Annotated in this window: 18 protein-coding genes; 11 read left to right on the top strand and 7 right to left on the bottom strand. The window is 73.3% G+C overall.

The window, feature by feature from the left end; all coding sequences use genetic code 11:
- Nucleotides 1-15 precede the first annotated feature (15 nt).
- Nucleotides 16-1,767, bottom strand: coding sequence for a SulP family inorganic anion transporter (locus AB4Y76_RS18770; RefSeq protein WP_441928073.1), 1,752 nt, complete (start codon nucleotides 1,765-1,767; stop codon nucleotides 16-18).
- Nucleotides 1,768-2,027: 260 nt separating this feature from the next.
- On the opposite strand from AB4Y76_RS18770, the gene AB4Y76_RS18775 reads away from it, so the two are divergent.
- Nucleotides 2,028-2,225, top strand: a complete 198-nt coding sequence (locus tag AB4Y76_RS18775) for a DUF2188 domain-containing protein (RefSeq protein WP_441928075.1) — start codon at nucleotides 2,028-2,030, stop codon at nucleotides 2,223-2,225.
- On the opposite strand, the gene AB4Y76_RS18780 is transcribed toward AB4Y76_RS18775, so the two are convergent.
- Both AB4Y76_RS18780 and AB4Y76_RS18785 read right to left on the bottom strand, forming a co-directional pair.
- The gene (locus AB4Y76_RS18780; RefSeq protein WP_441928077.1) at nucleotides 2,216-2,719 is read right to left on the bottom strand and encodes a response regulator transcription factor; all 504 of its coding nucleotides are present in this window, start codon (nucleotides 2,717-2,719) and stop codon (nucleotides 2,216-2,218) included. The genes AB4Y76_RS18775 and AB4Y76_RS18780 overlap by 10 nt on opposite strands.
- Entirely contained in the window at nucleotides 2,716-3,675 is a 960-nt protein-coding gene (locus tag AB4Y76_RS18785) for a DUF1214 domain-containing protein (RefSeq protein ID WP_441928078.1), read from the bottom strand. Before AB4Y76_RS18785 ends, AB4Y76_RS18780 begins: the two co-directional genes overlap by 4 nt.
- Nucleotides 3,676-3,737: 62 nt before the next feature.
- Here AB4Y76_RS18785 and AB4Y76_RS18790 point away from each other — a divergent pair, with 62 nt between their 5' ends.
- Nucleotides 3,738-4,382 carry a TetR/AcrR family transcriptional regulator gene (locus tag AB4Y76_RS18790; protein WP_441928080.1) on the top strand — a complete coding sequence of 215 codons (645 nt, stop codon included), beginning with the start codon at nucleotides 3,738-3,740 and terminating at the stop codon, nucleotides 4,380-4,382.
- Here the strand turns inward: AB4Y76_RS18790 and AB4Y76_RS18795 are convergent.
- Nucleotides 4,367-5,152 (bottom strand): alpha/beta hydrolase, encoded by a 786-nt coding sequence (locus AB4Y76_RS18795; protein WP_441928082.1) that lies wholly within the window; start codon nucleotides 5,150-5,152, stop codon nucleotides 4,367-4,369. The genes AB4Y76_RS18790 and AB4Y76_RS18795 overlap by 16 nt on opposite strands.
- 126 nt (nucleotides 5,153-5,278) lie before the next feature.
- On the opposite strand from AB4Y76_RS18795, the gene AB4Y76_RS18800 reads away from it, so the two are divergent.
- On the top strand, nucleotides 5,279-6,799 hold the full coding sequence (locus tag AB4Y76_RS18800) for a flavin-containing monooxygenase (protein WP_441928084.1): 1,521 nt from the start codon (nucleotides 5,279-5,281) through the stop codon (nucleotides 6,797-6,799).
- A 36-nt stretch (nucleotides 6,800-6,835) separates the two neighbouring features.
- A complete protein-coding gene (locus AB4Y76_RS18805) occupies nucleotides 6,836-8,152 on the top strand; it encodes a hypothetical protein (protein ID WP_441928086.1) in 1,317 nt (438 codons plus the stop codon).
- A 61-nt stretch (nucleotides 8,153-8,213) separates the two neighbouring features.
- On the opposite strand, the gene AB4Y76_RS18810 is transcribed toward AB4Y76_RS18805, so the two are convergent.
- On the bottom strand, nucleotides 8,214-9,116 hold the full coding sequence (locus AB4Y76_RS18810; RefSeq protein WP_441928088.1) for a DICT sensory domain-containing protein: 903 nt from the start codon (nucleotides 9,114-9,116) through the stop codon (nucleotides 8,214-8,216).
- A gap of 59 nt (nucleotides 9,117-9,175) precedes the next feature.
- On the opposite strand from AB4Y76_RS18810, the gene AB4Y76_RS18815 reads away from it, so the two are divergent.
- Genes AB4Y76_RS18815 through AB4Y76_RS18845 form a run of 7 tightly spaced genes read left to right on the top strand, consistent with a single transcriptional unit; the run spans nucleotide 9,176 to nucleotide 13,819 of the window.
- On the top strand, nucleotides 9,176-9,397 hold the full coding sequence (locus AB4Y76_RS18815; protein WP_441928089.1) for a hypothetical protein: 222 nt from the start codon (nucleotides 9,176-9,178) through the stop codon (nucleotides 9,395-9,397).
- A gap of 5 nt (nucleotides 9,398-9,402) precedes the next feature.
- Entirely contained in the window at nucleotides 9,403-10,296 is an 894-nt protein-coding gene (locus tag AB4Y76_RS18820; protein WP_441928090.1) for an FHA domain-containing protein, read from the top strand.
- Entirely contained in the window at nucleotides 10,293-10,631 is a 339-nt protein-coding gene (locus AB4Y76_RS18825) for a hypothetical protein (RefSeq protein ID WP_441928092.1), read from the top strand. The genes AB4Y76_RS18820 and AB4Y76_RS18825 overlap by 4 nt, the downstream gene beginning before the upstream one ends.
- A complete protein-coding gene (locus tag AB4Y76_RS18830) occupies nucleotides 10,624-11,904 on the top strand; it encodes an FAD-dependent oxidoreductase (protein ID WP_441928094.1) in 1,281 nt (426 codons plus the stop codon). Before AB4Y76_RS18825 ends, AB4Y76_RS18830 begins: the two co-directional genes overlap by 8 nt.
- Nucleotides 11,901-12,830, top strand: a complete 930-nt coding sequence (locus AB4Y76_RS18835) for an NAD-dependent epimerase/dehydratase family protein (RefSeq protein WP_441928095.1) — start codon at nucleotides 11,901-11,903, stop codon at nucleotides 12,828-12,830. The genes AB4Y76_RS18830 and AB4Y76_RS18835 overlap by 4 nt, the downstream gene beginning before the upstream one ends.
- 56 nt (nucleotides 12,831-12,886) lie before the next feature.
- Nucleotides 12,887-13,612: a CPBP family intramembrane glutamic endopeptidase gene (locus AB4Y76_RS18840; RefSeq protein WP_441928097.1), complete on the top strand. Its 726-nt coding sequence runs from the start codon at nucleotides 12,887-12,889 to the stop codon at nucleotides 13,610-13,612.
- Between the two features lie 33 nt (nucleotides 13,613-13,645).
- Nucleotides 13,646-13,819 (top strand): hypothetical protein, encoded by a 174-nt coding sequence (locus tag AB4Y76_RS18845; RefSeq protein ID WP_441928099.1) that lies wholly within the window; start codon nucleotides 13,646-13,648, stop codon nucleotides 13,817-13,819.
- Nucleotides 13,820-13,829: 10 nt separating this feature from the next.
- Here the strand turns inward: AB4Y76_RS18845 and AB4Y76_RS18850 are convergent, their stop codons facing one another.
- Both AB4Y76_RS18850 and AB4Y76_RS18855 read right to left on the bottom strand, forming a co-directional pair.
- Nucleotides 13,830-14,657: a DUF1206 domain-containing protein gene (locus tag AB4Y76_RS18850; protein WP_441928101.1), complete on the bottom strand. Its 828-nt coding sequence runs from the start codon at nucleotides 14,655-14,657 to the stop codon at nucleotides 13,830-13,832.
- Nucleotides 14,658-14,715: 58 nt separating this feature from the next.
- Entirely contained in the window at nucleotides 14,716-15,285 is a 570-nt protein-coding gene (locus AB4Y76_RS18855; protein ID WP_441928102.1) for a DUF6529 family protein, read from the bottom strand.
- Between the last annotated feature and the right edge of the window lie 18 nt (nucleotides 15,286-15,303).

Here is a 15,303-nt window from a genome sequence, read left to right on the forward strand (position 1 = left end):
GGGGCTCCGGAGGGATCAGTCCAGGACGTACGGGCTCGGGCCCGGCGTCCAGGCGACGTCGTGGGTGCTCTCGTACGCCTCGGCCGCGGTCCGGATGGTCGGGAAGAACTGGTCCGCGTCCAGGGTCCGGGTGAGCTCGTAGTCCTCGATCTTGTGCCGTACGGCGTCCTTGAGCTCGGCGAAGACCATCCGGGTGCCGCCCTCCTCGAGCTCGACCTCGAGGTCCTCGAGCATGTCCGCGGCGGTGGTGTCGACGTCGGTGATCGGCTCGGCGGCGACGATGATCCACCGCGGCCGGGGCTCGACGGCGGCGATCCGGCGTACCTGGTCGCGGAAGGTGCGGGCGTTCGCGAACAGCAGCGGCGCGTCGAAGCGGTAGATCGCCAGGCCGGGCAGGTGCTCGGAGGTCTGCCGGTAGGCGGTGTCGTGGTAGCCGCGCATCCCGCTGGACCGGCCGAGCATCGCCTGGTGCGGCCACCAGACCCGGCGGAAGACGTTCAGGATGGACAGGCCGACGGCGACGGCGATGCCGGGGAGCACGCCGAGCAGGGCGACGCCGAGGAACGCGGCGAGGGCGAGCACGAAGTCGGAGAGCCGTTGGCGGCGCAGGCGGCGCAGGCCGGCGATGTCGGCGAGGGCGAGCGACGCGGCGATGACGACAGCGGCGAGCGTCGGCTGAGGCAGGTTGCTCAGCAGGGCGGGGGCGAACAGGAGCATCGCGAGGACCGACGCGGCGCCGACGAGCCCGGTCACCTGGGTGCGGGCACCGCTCTGGAAGGCGACCGCGGTCCGGGAGCCGCTGGTGCTGACCGGGAATCCCTGGAACAGGCCGGCCGCGATGCTGGCGGCGCCGACGGCGATCATCTCCCGGTCGCCATCGATCTCCGCGCCGGTCTTCCGCGCGAACACCGACGCGGTCGAGATCGTGTCGGTGAGGGAGACGAGCGCGATGCCGAGCGCGCCGGCGAACAGCATGAGCAGGTCGTCCACCGGGACGCTGGGGATCGTGAAGGGCGGGAACCCGGACGGGAGCTCGCCCACGAGGGAGACGCCCCGCGCGCCGAGGTCGAAGAGGTCGACCGCCACGATCCCGAGGACGACGGCCGCGAGGACGCTCGGGAAGACCGGCCACAGGCGCTGGAGGACGACGATCAGGACGAGGCAGAGCACCCCGACGGCCAGAGCCGCGCCGACCGTCTTCCCGCCCGCCACCGCCTGCACGAACGCCTTGGCCTCGCCGAGGGTGCTGTCGGCGTCGACGGAGAAGCCGAAGAGCTTGGGGAGCTGACCGACGAGGATGGTGAGCGCGAGGCCGTTCATGTAGCCGATCTGGGTCGGCTTGGAGAGCAGGTCGGCGACGAACCCGAGCCGGAACACCCCGAGCAGCACGGTCAGGGTGCCGACCATCAGCGCGAGCACGGAGGCGTACGCGACCGCCGCCCCCGGGCTCCCGTCGGCCGCGACCAGCGGCAGGACGGTCGCGGCGATCATCGGGCCGAGCGAGGAGTCCGGGCCGAGCACGAGCACGCGGGAGGGCCCGAACAGGGCGTACCCGACGAGCGCGAGCACGGTCGTGTAGAGCCCGGTGATGACGGGCAGGCCGGCGAGCTCGGCGTACGCCATGCCTTGCGGGATGAGCAGCGTCGTGATCACCAGGCCGGCGACGAGGTCCTTGCCGAACACCGACGGCCGGTACGCGCGGAGGGTGGCCAGGCCGGGGAGCGCTCGCGTCAGGGCTCCCGCACGCGGATCGACCCGTGCCGTCAACGCCAGCCTCCTGTCCGGTGCCCGCGCCCGGTCGCGGACGGGTCCCCTCGTCGGCCCCGGGACGAGGAGACCACCTCGGCTCGCGGCGCGCACCGCCCGAACTGGGTGAAGGCACGACCCTGGGCACGACCCTGGGGAGCCGTGCGGTGGTGGCGTACTGTCGCGGATGAAGGCGCTGGACAACAGTCCCCCGCCACATCGGCTACCGACCGCGAGCGCCCGACCGGCTCGCGCACGTGTCCCCACGACAGGGCAATCCCGTGCTGGGAAACATCGAGACGGCGTTCGACGGCGACTGCTGGTACAACCGGGTCGTCGGCAGCTACCAGGTCGCGAACTGCCGCGACACGGCGGAGCAGGCCGAGCTCAAGGGCCGGGAGATGGCGCGGGCGCGACACGTCGAGCACGTCGTCCGGAACCAGGACGGCGACGTGGTCAGGCAGACGCGCTACTCGTAGTCCGCGCCGAGCAGATCCAGGTCGCGCGCCCGGGCCAGGGCTTCGGACCGGTTGCCGGCGTCGAGCTTGGCGTACAGGTGCGAGACGTGCGTCTTGACGGTGTTGACACTGATCCAGAGCAGCTCGGCGATGTTCTGGTAGGTCGCGCCGCGGCCGAGCAGGACCAGCACCTCGCGTTCGCGGGTGGTGAGCCGGATCATCGCTTCCGGCGCCGGGGCGGCGGTCGGCCCGGGCTCCGGCTGCGGCCGGCTGGGGTTGAGCAGGACGACGCGCACCCGTTCCGCGGGGTCCGGTTCGCGGCGCTCGAGGAACGCGTGGCTGACGGCGGGCAGACGGTGTGCCTGGTCGATCACCAGCGGCCGCGGGCGCACCCGGTCGCCGCGCGCGAGGTCCAGCGCCTTGCGCAGCACGTCCGGGGTGGTCGCGGGCGAGGCCGTCAACCAGACGGCCTGGGTCAGGGAGCCGGCGAGCTGGTCCGGAGGAGTCGCGGTCACCGGTCGTCGCTCGGTGCGGGTTCCAGGGCCGGCGGCTGCCAGGTGCCGTCGGCGATCTCCGGACGCGGCCGGTAGAGCCGCACCAGGTAGTTCCAGCCCTCGGGGGTGGTGATCGTGTTCGGGGCGTCGTCGGCCGGGTCCGAGCTGAACCGGACGGTCACGGCGCCGTCGGCGTCGCGGATCCCGGTCACGCTGTTGACGGTGTAGCGGCCGAGCTCGTTCGGCTCGAAGAACCCGTCGGCGTTGTAGACGGAGACTGACCAGAACGCGTCCACCGGGACGTCGGCCATCCGCAGCCGGTAGCGGCCCGGTCCGACGCGCGGGTCGACGCCGACGTACGCCGCCTCGCTGTTCGGCAGGCCGCCCCAGCCGGCGGCCGTGGCGATCAGGTGCCGGACCGGCTCGACCTCCTCGGGCGTCCCGAAGGAGCGGCCGAACCCGTCCAGGTTGCGGGCGAGGTCGAGCAGCGCGGTCCGGGTGGCGTCGAAGCTCTCGGTGTCGTAGTCCGGGAGGACGAACGGCTCGGCGGAGCCGGCTGTCAGCACGATCTGGTCCTGGATCGCGGCGACCCGCGCGACGTCCTCGGGGTCCTGCGGGTCGACCAGGGTGCGCACGCCGATCATCACGTACGGCGTGCCGTGGTCCTCGACGGTCAACGCGTGCGTGCCCGCGGTGTGGAAGATCCGGTTCACGTAGTGGTCCTGATTGACCACCATCGCCGACAGGTAGCGGTCACCTGCGTCAGGCAGGGTGAGCTCGGCGCCGGCGCTGATGTCGACGATCGCGAAGCTGTACAGCGTGTCGCGGTTCATCCGGATGACGGTCTGCTCGTCGATCGGGGCCGGCTCGCGATTGTGCCGGAGCTGGTTGATCCCGCCGGTCCCTGCCTGGATGTCGCCGAACATGCGGTCGGTCTCGGCACGGCGGAAGTTGTCGACGTTGACGTGCAAGCTCATCGGGACTCCTCGGGGTAGGTGGTTCCAGTGTGTCGAACGGGGGATCGGTTAGCCTGCGCAGCATGCCGACCGGGACCTGGGAGCGTCTTCCCGCGTCGCGTCGCGCCGCGGTCACGGAGGCGGCCGAGCAGGAGTTCGCCGAGCGCGGCTTCAGCCAGGGCAGCCTGAACACGATCGCGCGCACCGCCGGCGTCTCCAAGGGCAGCCTGTTCCAGTACTTCGACGACAAGGCCGACCTGTTCACCTACCTCGCCGGCCTGGTGAGCGTGCGGATCCGGGCCGCGATGGAGGGGGCCGCCGTGGGCCTCGCCTGGGACACCGACTTCTTCGGGGCGCTGCGGGAGCTCAACCGCTCGTGGGTCGCCTACTTCTACGACCACCCGGTCGACCTCGCGATCACCGCGGCGGCGAACCTCGAGCCCGACCGGGCCGCACGGCAGGCGGTGCTCGCCGCGGCGTCCGCCGAGTACCAGGGCATGATGCGGCCCCTGATCGCGCTGGCGGAGGCCTCCGGCCAGCTCGTCGACGGGGCCGACGTCGACGCGCTGCTCGCGCTGCTCCTGCTGCTTCTGCCCCACATCGCGCTGGCACCGCACGTCGACGGCCTCGACACGGTGCTCGGCCTGGTCGGTACCGGCGTGGAGGACGCGATCCTCGGCACGGACCGGCTCCTCGGGGCGCTCCAGGCCGCTTATGCCCGCACCTGAGCCGAGGCGAGCCAGTCGACCATCAGCCGGAAGGGCCGTTCCCAGCCGCGGTCCTGCATCAGGTTGTGCCCGATGCCGTTGAGCTCGTGGAGGTCGGCGCCGTAGCGGGCCGCGGTGCGGCGGACGTCGGTGATCGGGACCAGCCGGTCGTCGCGGGCACCGAGCACCAGGGTGCGCACCGGCTCCGCGGGCAGCCGGGCCGGTCGGTGCAGGAGCAGCTGGTGCTGCGCGATCGGTGACTCCGGGCCGCACCGGGCGACCAGCGGTGCCGCCTCCTGCGGGGTGAGGCCCTCGAAGAGGTACTCGGTGCGCATCGGCAGCGTGGCGCCGGCGACCATCCGGGCGGCGTCGCCGGGGTGGCGGCGGAGCACGGAGAGGAACGAGCCGATCGCGGGCCGGTGCCCGACCGGTGCGACGAGCACGGCCGCAGGGACGCGGTGCCGCGCCAACAGGCGCTGGACGACGAGCCCGCCCATCGAGTGTCCGACCAGGACCGGTGGCTTCGGCAGGGCGCTCATCACCGACTCGACGTCGCGGACGTAGTCGGAGAGCCGCGCGGTCAGCACGTTGCCGCCGCTGGCGCCGTGGCCGCGCAGCGAGAGCGCGTGCGCGCGGAAGCCGGCGTCGGCGGCGGCGCCGAGCCAGTTCCGCCAGCACCCGGCCTCGTGGCCGAGCCCGTGGACGAAGAGCAGCGGCGGGTGGTCCCGGGGGACCGGTGGTACGGCGCTGAGCACGGCCAGCCCGCGATGGTTCGCGCTGGTGATCGACATGCGGCGGTCTCCCCGTTCCTGGCGTCCTGCTCGGCGGAACCCCTTGTGCCGAGCCGGGGGACAACTTACAGTGACCACCGGTCATATGACCAGTGGTCATAGTCACACCCGGCGAGAGGAACCCCGGTGACGGAGAACGACGCACCGCAGCACGAGCACGTCGACGTGCTCATCGTCGGCGCCGGCCTGTCCGGCATCGGCGCCGCCCACCACCTGGCCACGGCCTTCCCGGGGAAGACCTACCTGATCGCCGAGTCCCGGGACGCGATCGGCGGCACCTGGGACCTGTTCCGGTATCCCGGCATCCGCTCCGACTCCGACATGCACACGCTCGGCTACCGGTTCCGCCCCTGGACCGCGGCGAAATCGATCGCCGACGGGCCGGCGATCCGGGAGTACATCCGGTCCACCGCCCGCGAGCACGGCATCGAGGACCGGGTCCGCTACGGACTGCGGATCACCGAGGCCTCCTGGTCCGACGCCGAGGCACGCTGGACCGTCACCGCCACCACGGCCACCGGCGGCACGACCGTGCTCACCTGCGGACTGCTCTGGTCCTGCGCCGGCTACTACGACTACGCCCAGGGCCACACCCCGGAGCTCCCCGGCCGCGACGACTTCGCCGGCCGGGTGGTGCACCCGCAGTTCTGGCCCGAGGACCTCGACTGGACCGGGAAGCGGGTCGTCGTCATCGGGTCCGGCGCCACTGCGATCACGCTCGTCCCCGCGCTGGCCGAGAAGGCCGCCGAGGTCACGATGCTGCAGAGGTCGCCGTCGTACGTGATGAACCTGCCGGCGGTGGACCGGTTCGCAGTCGCCGCGCACCGCGTGCTCGGCGATCGCACCGGCTACGCCCTGACCCGCTGGAAGAACGTCCTCAAGCAGTGGGCCGTCTACCGGTTCAGCCAGGCGTGGCCCGGCGCGATGCGGCGGCTGATCCGCGCGCTCCAGGTGCGCCAGCTGCCCGACGGGTACGACGTGGACACCCACTTCAACCCGTCGTACGGGCCGTGGGACCAGCGGCTCTGCGCGGTTCCGGACAACGACCTCTTCCGGGCGCTCTCCGGGGACCGGGCCCGGATCGTCACCGACCGGATCGACCGCCTCGACGCCACCGGGATCACGCTGGAGTCCGGCCGGCACCTCGACGCGGACGTCGTCGTCACCGCGACCGGGCTCCGGCTGCTCACCTTCGGAGGGCTCCGGCTGTGGGTCGACGGCGAGGACGTCGACATCCCGAAGCGGGTCGCCTACAAGGGCATGATGCTCAGCGACGTGCCGAACTTCGTCTTCACCGTCGGCTACACGAACTCCTCCTGGACGCTCAAGGCCGACCTGGTCGCCGAGTACGTCGTCCGGCTGCTGCGCCGGATGGACCGGACCGGCTCCGCGATCGCGACCCCGGTCAACGACGACCCGGCCCTGGAGACCCGGCCGATGCTCGACTTCGAGGCCGGCTACGTGCTCCGGTCGCTCGACCAGATCCCGCTCGCCGGCACCCGGCGACCGTGGCGGCTGCGGATGAGCTACCCGGCCGACCTCGTCGCCCTGCGGCACGGACGGCTCGACGACGGCGTCCTGCGGCTGCGCCCGCGCGTCCCGGCCGACACCCGCCCGCACCGCCCCCGGCACGCGGCCGCCCGCTGACCGCACCGAAGAACCGCACAACCCAAGGGAGAAGAGATGAAGAGCAGGACCTGGAGAGCGTTCGTGGCGCTGGGGGTGGTGGCCCTGGGACTGCTGCCCGTGAGCGCCGGAGCGAAGGCGACGGCCACGGCGACGGCGGGCGACTGCCTGTGGGTGCACACCTTTACCGCCGACGACAGCGACGACAACTACGCGTTCCCCGACAGCGGCGCGATGTACTGGGCGGCTTCCTTCACCATCCCTGTGGGGGCGAAGCTCGATCTGGTCGGCCGGTTCGCGCACGCGCGCTACCAGTCCCTGAACTCCTACAACATCGCCGACAACGCGCCGGTGGATGCGCTCAACGACATCAGCACGGTGCCGGACCGGTTCTCCCGGAACCCGTTCCTGCCCGGCGCGCTCCGGGTCGGTGACCGGTTCAGGTCGTACACCGTGCACGTCTCGCCCGACCTGGCTCCGGCGAGTGGCCGCGCCACCAACACCCTGTACGCCGGCGCCCCCGGCCAGACCTCGCAGCTGATGCTCTACCGGGTGTACCTGCCCGACGACGGTCGTGACATCACCGGTGGCGTCGGCGTCCCGCAGCCGCGGCTGACGCTCGCCGACGGCCGGGTGCTCACCGGAACCGCGGCCTGTGCCGCGCTGAACGCGTCGACCGCCAAGCCCGCGGTCGCGATGCTCCCGATGGCGACGTACCTGGCGCTGCGCGACCAGCCCGGGAAGCCGGCCACCTTCCCGGCCCGCGCGACGCCGTTCTGGCTCAGCTACTACAACACCCAGTTCGGGATCGGCTGCACGTACTACGGCCTGTGCACCGGCACGCCCGCCCGGGTGAACCAGCAGTACGCGAACATCGACAACAAGTACGTCAGCGCCCAGGCCAGTCGCGGCTTCGGCGCGGTGCTCACGCTGCGCGGCAAGCTCCCGGTGACGCCGCGAACGCAGCACGGGCAGGCGCTGATGAGCCGCACGGTCGACATGCGCTACTGGTCGCTGTGCACCAACGAGTCGATGGCCACCACCCGGGTCGCGGACTGCGTGTACGACGAGGACGTCGTCACCGACCGCGCCGGTTGGTACACGATCGTGGTCAGCCGGCCCGAGGACCGGCCGGCGAACGCGACCGCCCGCTGCGGCGTCACCTGGGTCGAGGCGCCGGCCCGGGGCGACGGCGCCGGCCACCCCGACGACGACTTCCTCCTGATCCGCAACATGCTGCCGTCGGCCGGCTTCACCCACGCCGTCCAGAACACCCAGGTTCCCGGCGACGAACGGACCGTGATGGGGGACTACCTCCCGACCGGGACCTACTCGTCGAAGGCGGCCTTCGAGACCGGCGGCTGCCGCCGCTGACCCACGTCACCGGGAAACGGCCGGGGCAGCGGGAGGGCTGCCCCGGCCGTGCCCGGGAGTTCTACGCCAGCCGGTCGACGTACGCCACGACGCGGTTGAACAGGGCGGTCACGCCGGTCGGCGTGGTCACCCGCGGAGCCGGTGCGTCCGCGAGCTCGTAGAGCAGGGGCCGGGCGGCCAGGACGCCGGCGGAGGCGGCCAGGTGGGCGGCGACGCGGGCGGCGTCGCGGACCGCGACGGGGTCGACGGTCCAGACGGCCTCGAAGATCCGCTGCCGGTCGGGGAGGCTCGTCTGCCCGGGCAGCTCCCAGGCGGAGAGGCAGGCGGTGGAGTCGACGGCGTCGCAGACGACGGCCCACTCCCGGCGTAGCGGCGCGTCCTCGGCGAGGGTGGCGCGGATCGGCCCGACGGCGTCCGCGGGACTGCCGTCCCAGTGGTCGGCGAAGACGATGGCCGAGCGGGCGACCCGGGCCAGCTCGGTCCAGCGCGGTGCCGAGGGCGCGTAGAAGTCGCCGCGCTGGAAGGCGCCGAAGAGGACCGGGGTCTCCGCGACCGCGCAGCACTCGTCCTCGATCGCCCAGGAGAGTGCGATCAGGGTCGACTTCCGCAGCCGGTGCGTGGCCAGGGTCGGGTGCTTGCGACGGAGCTCGGCGAAGATCGACGGCGCCACCGGGGCCCGGGTCGCGGAGGCTTCCGCGATCGCGATCTCGAGGCGGATGCCGGCCTCCTTGCGGCGCAGCACCTGCCGGACGAGGTCGACGTCGGCCTCGGTGTAGCGCCGGTGTCCGGAGGCGAGGCGACGCGGGACGGGGAAGCCGTGCCGGGTCTCCCACATCCGCAGCACCGCGGGACTGAGGCCGGTCCGTTCGCCCAGGTCCCCGATGGTCAGTTCTCCGGTGCCGGTCTCCGGGACTTCGGCCCGGTCTGCGGCCAGGGGTTGCGCGAGGTCGCCGTCGTGGTCCATGCTCGCACCATAACCTAAACAAAGCGTTTAGGAACTATGTTGAAGTTCTGGAGGTCGCGATGAACAACGTGAGCAAGGTCGAGGACGGGGTGATCGACTGGTCCGACCTCGGCCGGGAGATGTGGTCGTTCCTGACCGGCCGCCAGGCCGAGATCAACTACCGGTTCGTCGACATGACCGTCGAGATCCCGCGGGACACCGGCCCGGACGCGCCGCGGGCGGTCTGGAAGGTCGACGGGACCCTGCAGGTCACCACCAGCGACAACGCGTCGTTGGGCTGAGACCGATGATCGATCCGAATCCCCGGAGCCGGATCTCCGCCGACCTGAGGTTCAGCGTCGAGCTCCCGGGCCGTGACCCGGTGCACGGGACGGTGACCGGGACGGAGAACCGCCTCGAGGTCCGGCTCAGCGACCCCGCCTCCTTCGCCGGTGGGCGGGACGCCGGACACCTGCGCCAGCTCGCCGCCGGCCTGGCCGAACGCGGCATCAAGGTGATCGTCGTCGCCGGCGACGTGGTGCTGCTCGAGGTCGGGGCGACGCACGCGCCGTGGTGGCAGCGCACCTTCACCCGGTCGCCCCACCTCAAGATCGCGAGCATGCGCGGGGCACTGACCGGAGCCGCGGGCCGGGTCCGGAGGTCGGCGGCGGAAGCCGTTCTGCCTGGAGCCGAGCTGCTGCCGCCGACCACCCTCTTCCCGCTCGCGCCGACGTTCGGCCGGTCGGTTCGTCCGGTGACGACGACCCACGACCCGAGGCGCGGCGGGAACCCCCGGCTGGTGCTCACGACGGGCAACTCCCGGCTGCCCGCGGACGGCCGGTACGTGTTCCCGCTCCGCGGTGAGACCACGATGGTCGGCAGCGCGGACGCGAGCGACATCCGGCTCGACGGCCTGGCCGCGACCCACGCGGTGGTGGTGCACGACGAGCGGGACGAGCTGGTGCTCTACGACCGGTCACCGGACGGCACGACGCTGGTGAACGGGGCCCGCGTGCCCGAGGCCGGACGCGTCCTGCGCACCGGCGCACGGGTGTCGGTGGGCGAGTGGACGCTGTCCTACCGCCGCGCCGAGTTCGCCGACCACGGCCGGCCGTTCGGCGGGCGGATCGGCGGCGAGCTGGGGCACCAGCGGCCGCAGCCCGATCCGCGGCACCGCAAGGCCGAGGAGGCGTCGCGGTGAGGTCGCTCGCAGTCGCGCGGTCCGCTCGCGCGGGTTCCCTCGAGGCGCTCCTCGTCGCGGCCTCGTTCGGGGACGTGGACGCATTCATGCGGTTCTACGACGCCACCCACGGGTACGCGTTCGGGCTCGCGCTGACCCGTGCCCGCGCGAGCGGACTGGCGGAGGCCGACGCGCGCGCGGCCGCCGAGAGCGCCACCTCGTCCCGGTTCGTGCGGGCCTGGCAGCACGCGGCCGCCCACCAGGCCTCGGGTCTCTCCCCGCTGGCGTGGCTGCTGACCCTCCCCGATCCCGGTCCCGGCGGGACCGGGCGCACCCCGGAGGTCGCCTGTGCGTGAGCAGCTGCCCGTCGTCGTGGTGGGCGCCGGACTCGCCGGGCTCGCCTGTGCCCACGAGCTCGCGGCGCTCGGTCACCCGGTGCTGGTGCTGGAGTCCACCGACCGGGTGGGTGGTCGCGTCGTCACCGACGTCGTGGACGGGTTCACCGTCGACCGCGGGTTCCAGGTGCTCAGCACGGCGTACCCGGCGCTGGGGACGTTCGCCGACCTCGACGCGCTCGCGCTGCGGCGGTTCCCGCGCGGCGTCCGGGTACGGCGCGCCGGGGCGCTGCACGAGGTCCCGCACCCGCTCGCCTCACCCGCCGCTCCGTACCGGGCCGCCAGGTCCGGCGCCACCGACCTGCGCGGCAAGGCGGCATTGGCCCGGTACGCCGCCGGCCTGCTCGCGAGCAGCCCCGCCGCGGTCAAGCGCCGTACCGACGTCGCCGCGACCCAGGTCTGGGGCGAACGCCTCCCGGAGCAGGTGGTCCGCGACGTGCTGGTCCCGTTCATGTCCGGGGTCGTGCTGGATCCCCGGGTGCGCACCTCCCGGGTCTTCACCGACCTGATGATGCGGATGTTCGTGCGCGGAGCGTCCGCCGTCCCGGCGGCCGGGATGCAGCGGCTGCCGGAGCAGGTCGCCGGCCGCCTCCCCGCCGGTGCGGTGCGGCTGGAGTCGCCGGTGGTCTCGGTCTCCGGGCGGTCCGCCGAGCTGGCCGACGGCACGACGGTCGACGCCGCCGCGGTCGTGGTCGCCGCCGACCCGTGGGCCGCCCAGGTCCTGGTGCCCGATCTCGGTGAGCTGCCCCCGGGGCGAGGCGTGACGACGTACTACTTCGCGGCCGAGCCGTGGTCCGGGGCGGACGCGGCGCTGGCGGTCGACGCGGACGGTTCGGGCGTCGCCAACAGCGTCGTGCTGACCGCGACCGCGCCCGAGTACAGCCGGGACGGCCGTGCGCTGATCGCCACCTCGGTCTTCCACGACGACGAGGTGCCTTACCGCGGCCCGGTCCTCGACGTGCGTGCGGCCGAGGAGGTGGCCCGCGAGCTGCACCGGGCCCCGGCGGCCGCCTGGGAGCCGGTGACGACGCGGCACGTCCCGTACGCGTTGCCCGCGATGCCCGCCCCGCTGACGCTGCGCAAGCCGACCTGGTTCGCCGACCGCGGCGTCTGGGTCGCCGGCGACCACCGCGACACCAGCTCGATCCAGGGCGCGCTGGTCTCGGGAGCGCGGGTCGCGCGCTCGGTGGCGCGGAGCCTGCGCCTCGGGACGTCGTGGGAGGAAGTCCGGTGAACGGCCCGGTGAGCGGCCCGGTGAACGGCCCGGGAAACGGCCCGGTCCTGGTCGCGGGCGGGACGGGCTTCGTCGGTCGCCGCCTGGTCGCGGCGCTCGACGACGCCGGCCACGAGGTGCGGGTGCTGACCCGTGACCCGGGCAGGCACCGGGGTCCGGGATCGCCGGTGCGCGGTGACGTCACCGACGCGGACTCGCTGCGCGAACCGCTGGACGGCTGTGCCGCCGCGTACTACCTGGTGCACTCGCTGGACAGCGACGACTTCGAGTCCCGCGACGCCGCCGCGGCCTCGGCCTTCGGCAAGCAGGCCGCCTCCTCGGGCCTGGGTCAGATCGTCTACCTCGGCGGGCTCGGGGACGACGACGACCAGCTGTCGGCGCACCTGCGCAGCCGTCGCCAGGTCGAGGCGCTGCTCGCCGAGCACGGCGTCCCGGTGACGGTGCTGCGCGCGGGCATCGTCGTCGGTCACGGGGGCATCTCCTGGGAGATCACCCGGCAGCTGGTCGAGCACCTCCCGGCGATGGTCACGCCGCGCTGGGTGCGCACCCGGACCCAGCCCGTCGCGGTCGCCGACGTGGTCCGCTACCTCGTCGGCGTGCTCGACAACCCCGACGCGGTCGGGCGCGTCTTCGAGATCGGCGGCCCCGACGTGCTCGCCTACTCGGAGATGCTCACCCGGGTGGCGGCGATCGAGGGTCGCCGGCTGCCGATCCTCCCGGTGCCGCTGCTGACCCCGGGGCTCTCGTCGCGGTGGCTGGCGTTCGTGACGGACGTCGACACCCGGACCGGTCGCAACCTTATCGACTCGATGACGAACACCGTCGTCGTCACCGACGACAGCATCCGGACCGTCGTACCGTTCGAGCCGCTGGGGTACGACGACGCCGTCCGGATCGCGCTCGCCGAACGCCGGGGCGAGCGGTGAGGCCCCGCGCACGCGCGCGCCGCCGGGCCGCTGCTCGCCTGGAGAGCGTCCTGCCGATGCCGCTGACCCACGTCGTGCGGCTCGACCACGCCGAGACCCCGGGGGTACGCCGCCGCCGGCGGCAGGTCGTCGCGGCGGTCTCCGTGGGCGGTGCGGCGCTCCTCGGCCGGTCGCTCTCGACGCCGCCGGGATCGAAGCAGTTCTACCTCTCGACCGCCGCGGTCGCGGCCACCTGGACCGCCGGCGGCCTGCTCTCCGGGCCGCTGCACCTGGGCTGGATCGAGAGCCGGGACTCGACGCTCCGGCGGCCGGTGCTGACCCCGCTCGCCACCGGCGTGGGCGCGTTCGCGGTCTTCTACGCCGGTGGTCTGGTGGCGCGCCGGGTCCCGGTGCTCGGCGACGCGGTCTTCCGGGTGCTGCGGTTCGCGGAGGAGGGCGACGACCGCCTGGTGATGGCCACGACGCTCGTGAACGGCCTCGCCGAGGAGGTGTTCTTCCGCGGCGCCCTCTACGCCGCGCTGGGCGACGCGAGCCCCGTCCTGGCCTCGACCGGGGTCTACGCGCTGGCGACCACGACGACGCGCAACCCGGCGCTGGTGCTGGCCGCCGGCGTCATGGGCACCCTGTTCGGCCTGCAACGCCGCGCCTCGGGCGGGATCCAGGCCCCGGTCATCACCCACCTGACCTGGTCGGCCCTGATGGTGCGGTTCCTGCCGCCGCTGTTCCGGGCGCCGGCAGGCCACGAGCATGCCGGCCGCCCCGACCTGCAGTCGAAGCCCTGACCTGCAGTCGAAGCCCTGACCTACAGTCGAAGCATGGTGCGTCGACCTGACCCTGGGTGCGTGCCGCTCGAGGTGGAGTCCGTCAGCCTGCACCGCGACCCGGCCGCCGCCCGGGCGCGCCGGGAGGAGCGCAGGCAGAGGCGCCGGACCAAGCGCCGGGAGCGACGGGAGCGACGCGCCGGCAAGCACCGCGATCCCGGGGCCTGACCCTGAGGCCCTAGGCCTCGAAGTGACGCGCCTTGAGGAAGCAGAACCCGCCGAAGCAGGCCAGTCCGGCGGCGATCAGCACGAGGACCGCCGGGCCCAGCGGCGCGTGCAGCAGCCTGCTGAGGGCCGCGTCCAGGCCTCCGGACTTCGCCGGGTCGTGGGTGACCGCGGCCCACACGAAGAGGACGCCGATGGCGCCGAAGGCGACGCCGCGCGCGCAGTACCCGGCGCGGCCGAGCGCACGGGCGAGCGCGAGACGGGTGCCCGACATCTCGCTGAGGTCGAGGTGGTCCTCGAAGCCGTCGGTGAGGCCCTTGACCACGTTGAACACCCCGTACCCGACGATCGCGACCCCGGTGGCACCGACCAGCCAGGGCCCGAGCGGCAGGCCCATCACCCGCGCAGTGTCGCCCTGGGTGTTCGAGCCGCCGGTCCCGGAACCCACGGCGACCTTGACCGCGCTCACGCCGAGCACGGCGAAGACGACGACCCGGAAGAGCGAGCCGAGTCGGAGGAGCAGGCGCTTGCCACCGTCCGCGTCGCGGTGGCCGAACAGAGCCTCGAGGCCCTGCCAGAGGACCAGCGCGGCGAAGCCGGCGGCGAGCACCCACAGCAGCAGGCTGCCGAACGGTTGCTTCGCGAGCTCGTGCAGGGCGCCGGTCTTGGAGACCTGTTCGGTCCGCTGACCGAGGACGAGCTGGAGTGCGAGCCAGGCGAGGAGGAGGTGCACGACGCCGTAGGAGATCTGGCCGAGCCGGACGGCACGGTCGAAGGCCGGGTGCTCCGCGGCCTGCTCGCCGGCGTCCTGGACGGCCTCGGCCGCCGATCGTGTGTTCACCCCCGAGAGGTACCCGCCACGGCACGTCCCAAGCCTGCCGGGCCGGGGAGAGGCGTGCTCAGTAGCCGTTCCCGCTCGGCCAGCCGTGCTGGTCGAGGTACCAGCCGGCCGAGGTGAGCACGAGCGCCACCAGCAGGGCGAAGAGCAGCCCGCCGGCCACCGGCAGGAACCAGCCGGGTGCGTGGTGCGCCCGGACGGCGACGACCTTGACGACGATCGCGCCGATGAACACGCAGCCGAGGACGCCGTGGACGACGGTCCGCGCCGGGACCCCGGACCCCGACTCCAGTCCGAGCGCCCACAGGCAGTTGTAGGCGACGAAGAGGGCGAGCGCGAGCGTGATCACGCCGCTGACACGGTGCGCGGTTCCCAGCCACGGCGGCGCCGCGATGCCGAGCCTCCCGTAGAGCCACAGCGCCCCGAGGACCTGGAGCACGGCGAGCACGCCGACGGCGACGGAGACGACGACCTTCATCTGGATCACGGTGGCGAAGCCGAGGTCGGTGGTCCCGCTGAGCGACGGGTCGTGGGCCTTCGCGAAGACGCCGGCGAGCAGGGCGACCACCGCGCCGGCGGTGAACGCGACCAGCGGGACGGTCATGGTCCGGGGTGCGTCGTTCTCGGCCACCCGCCCAGCATGCGCCGC

The organism is Marmoricola sp. RAF53 (genome assembly GCF_052114005.1).
In the GTDB taxonomy this organism is placed as follows: Bacteria; Actinomycetota; Actinomycetes; order Propionibacteriales; family Nocardioidaceae; genus Marmoricola.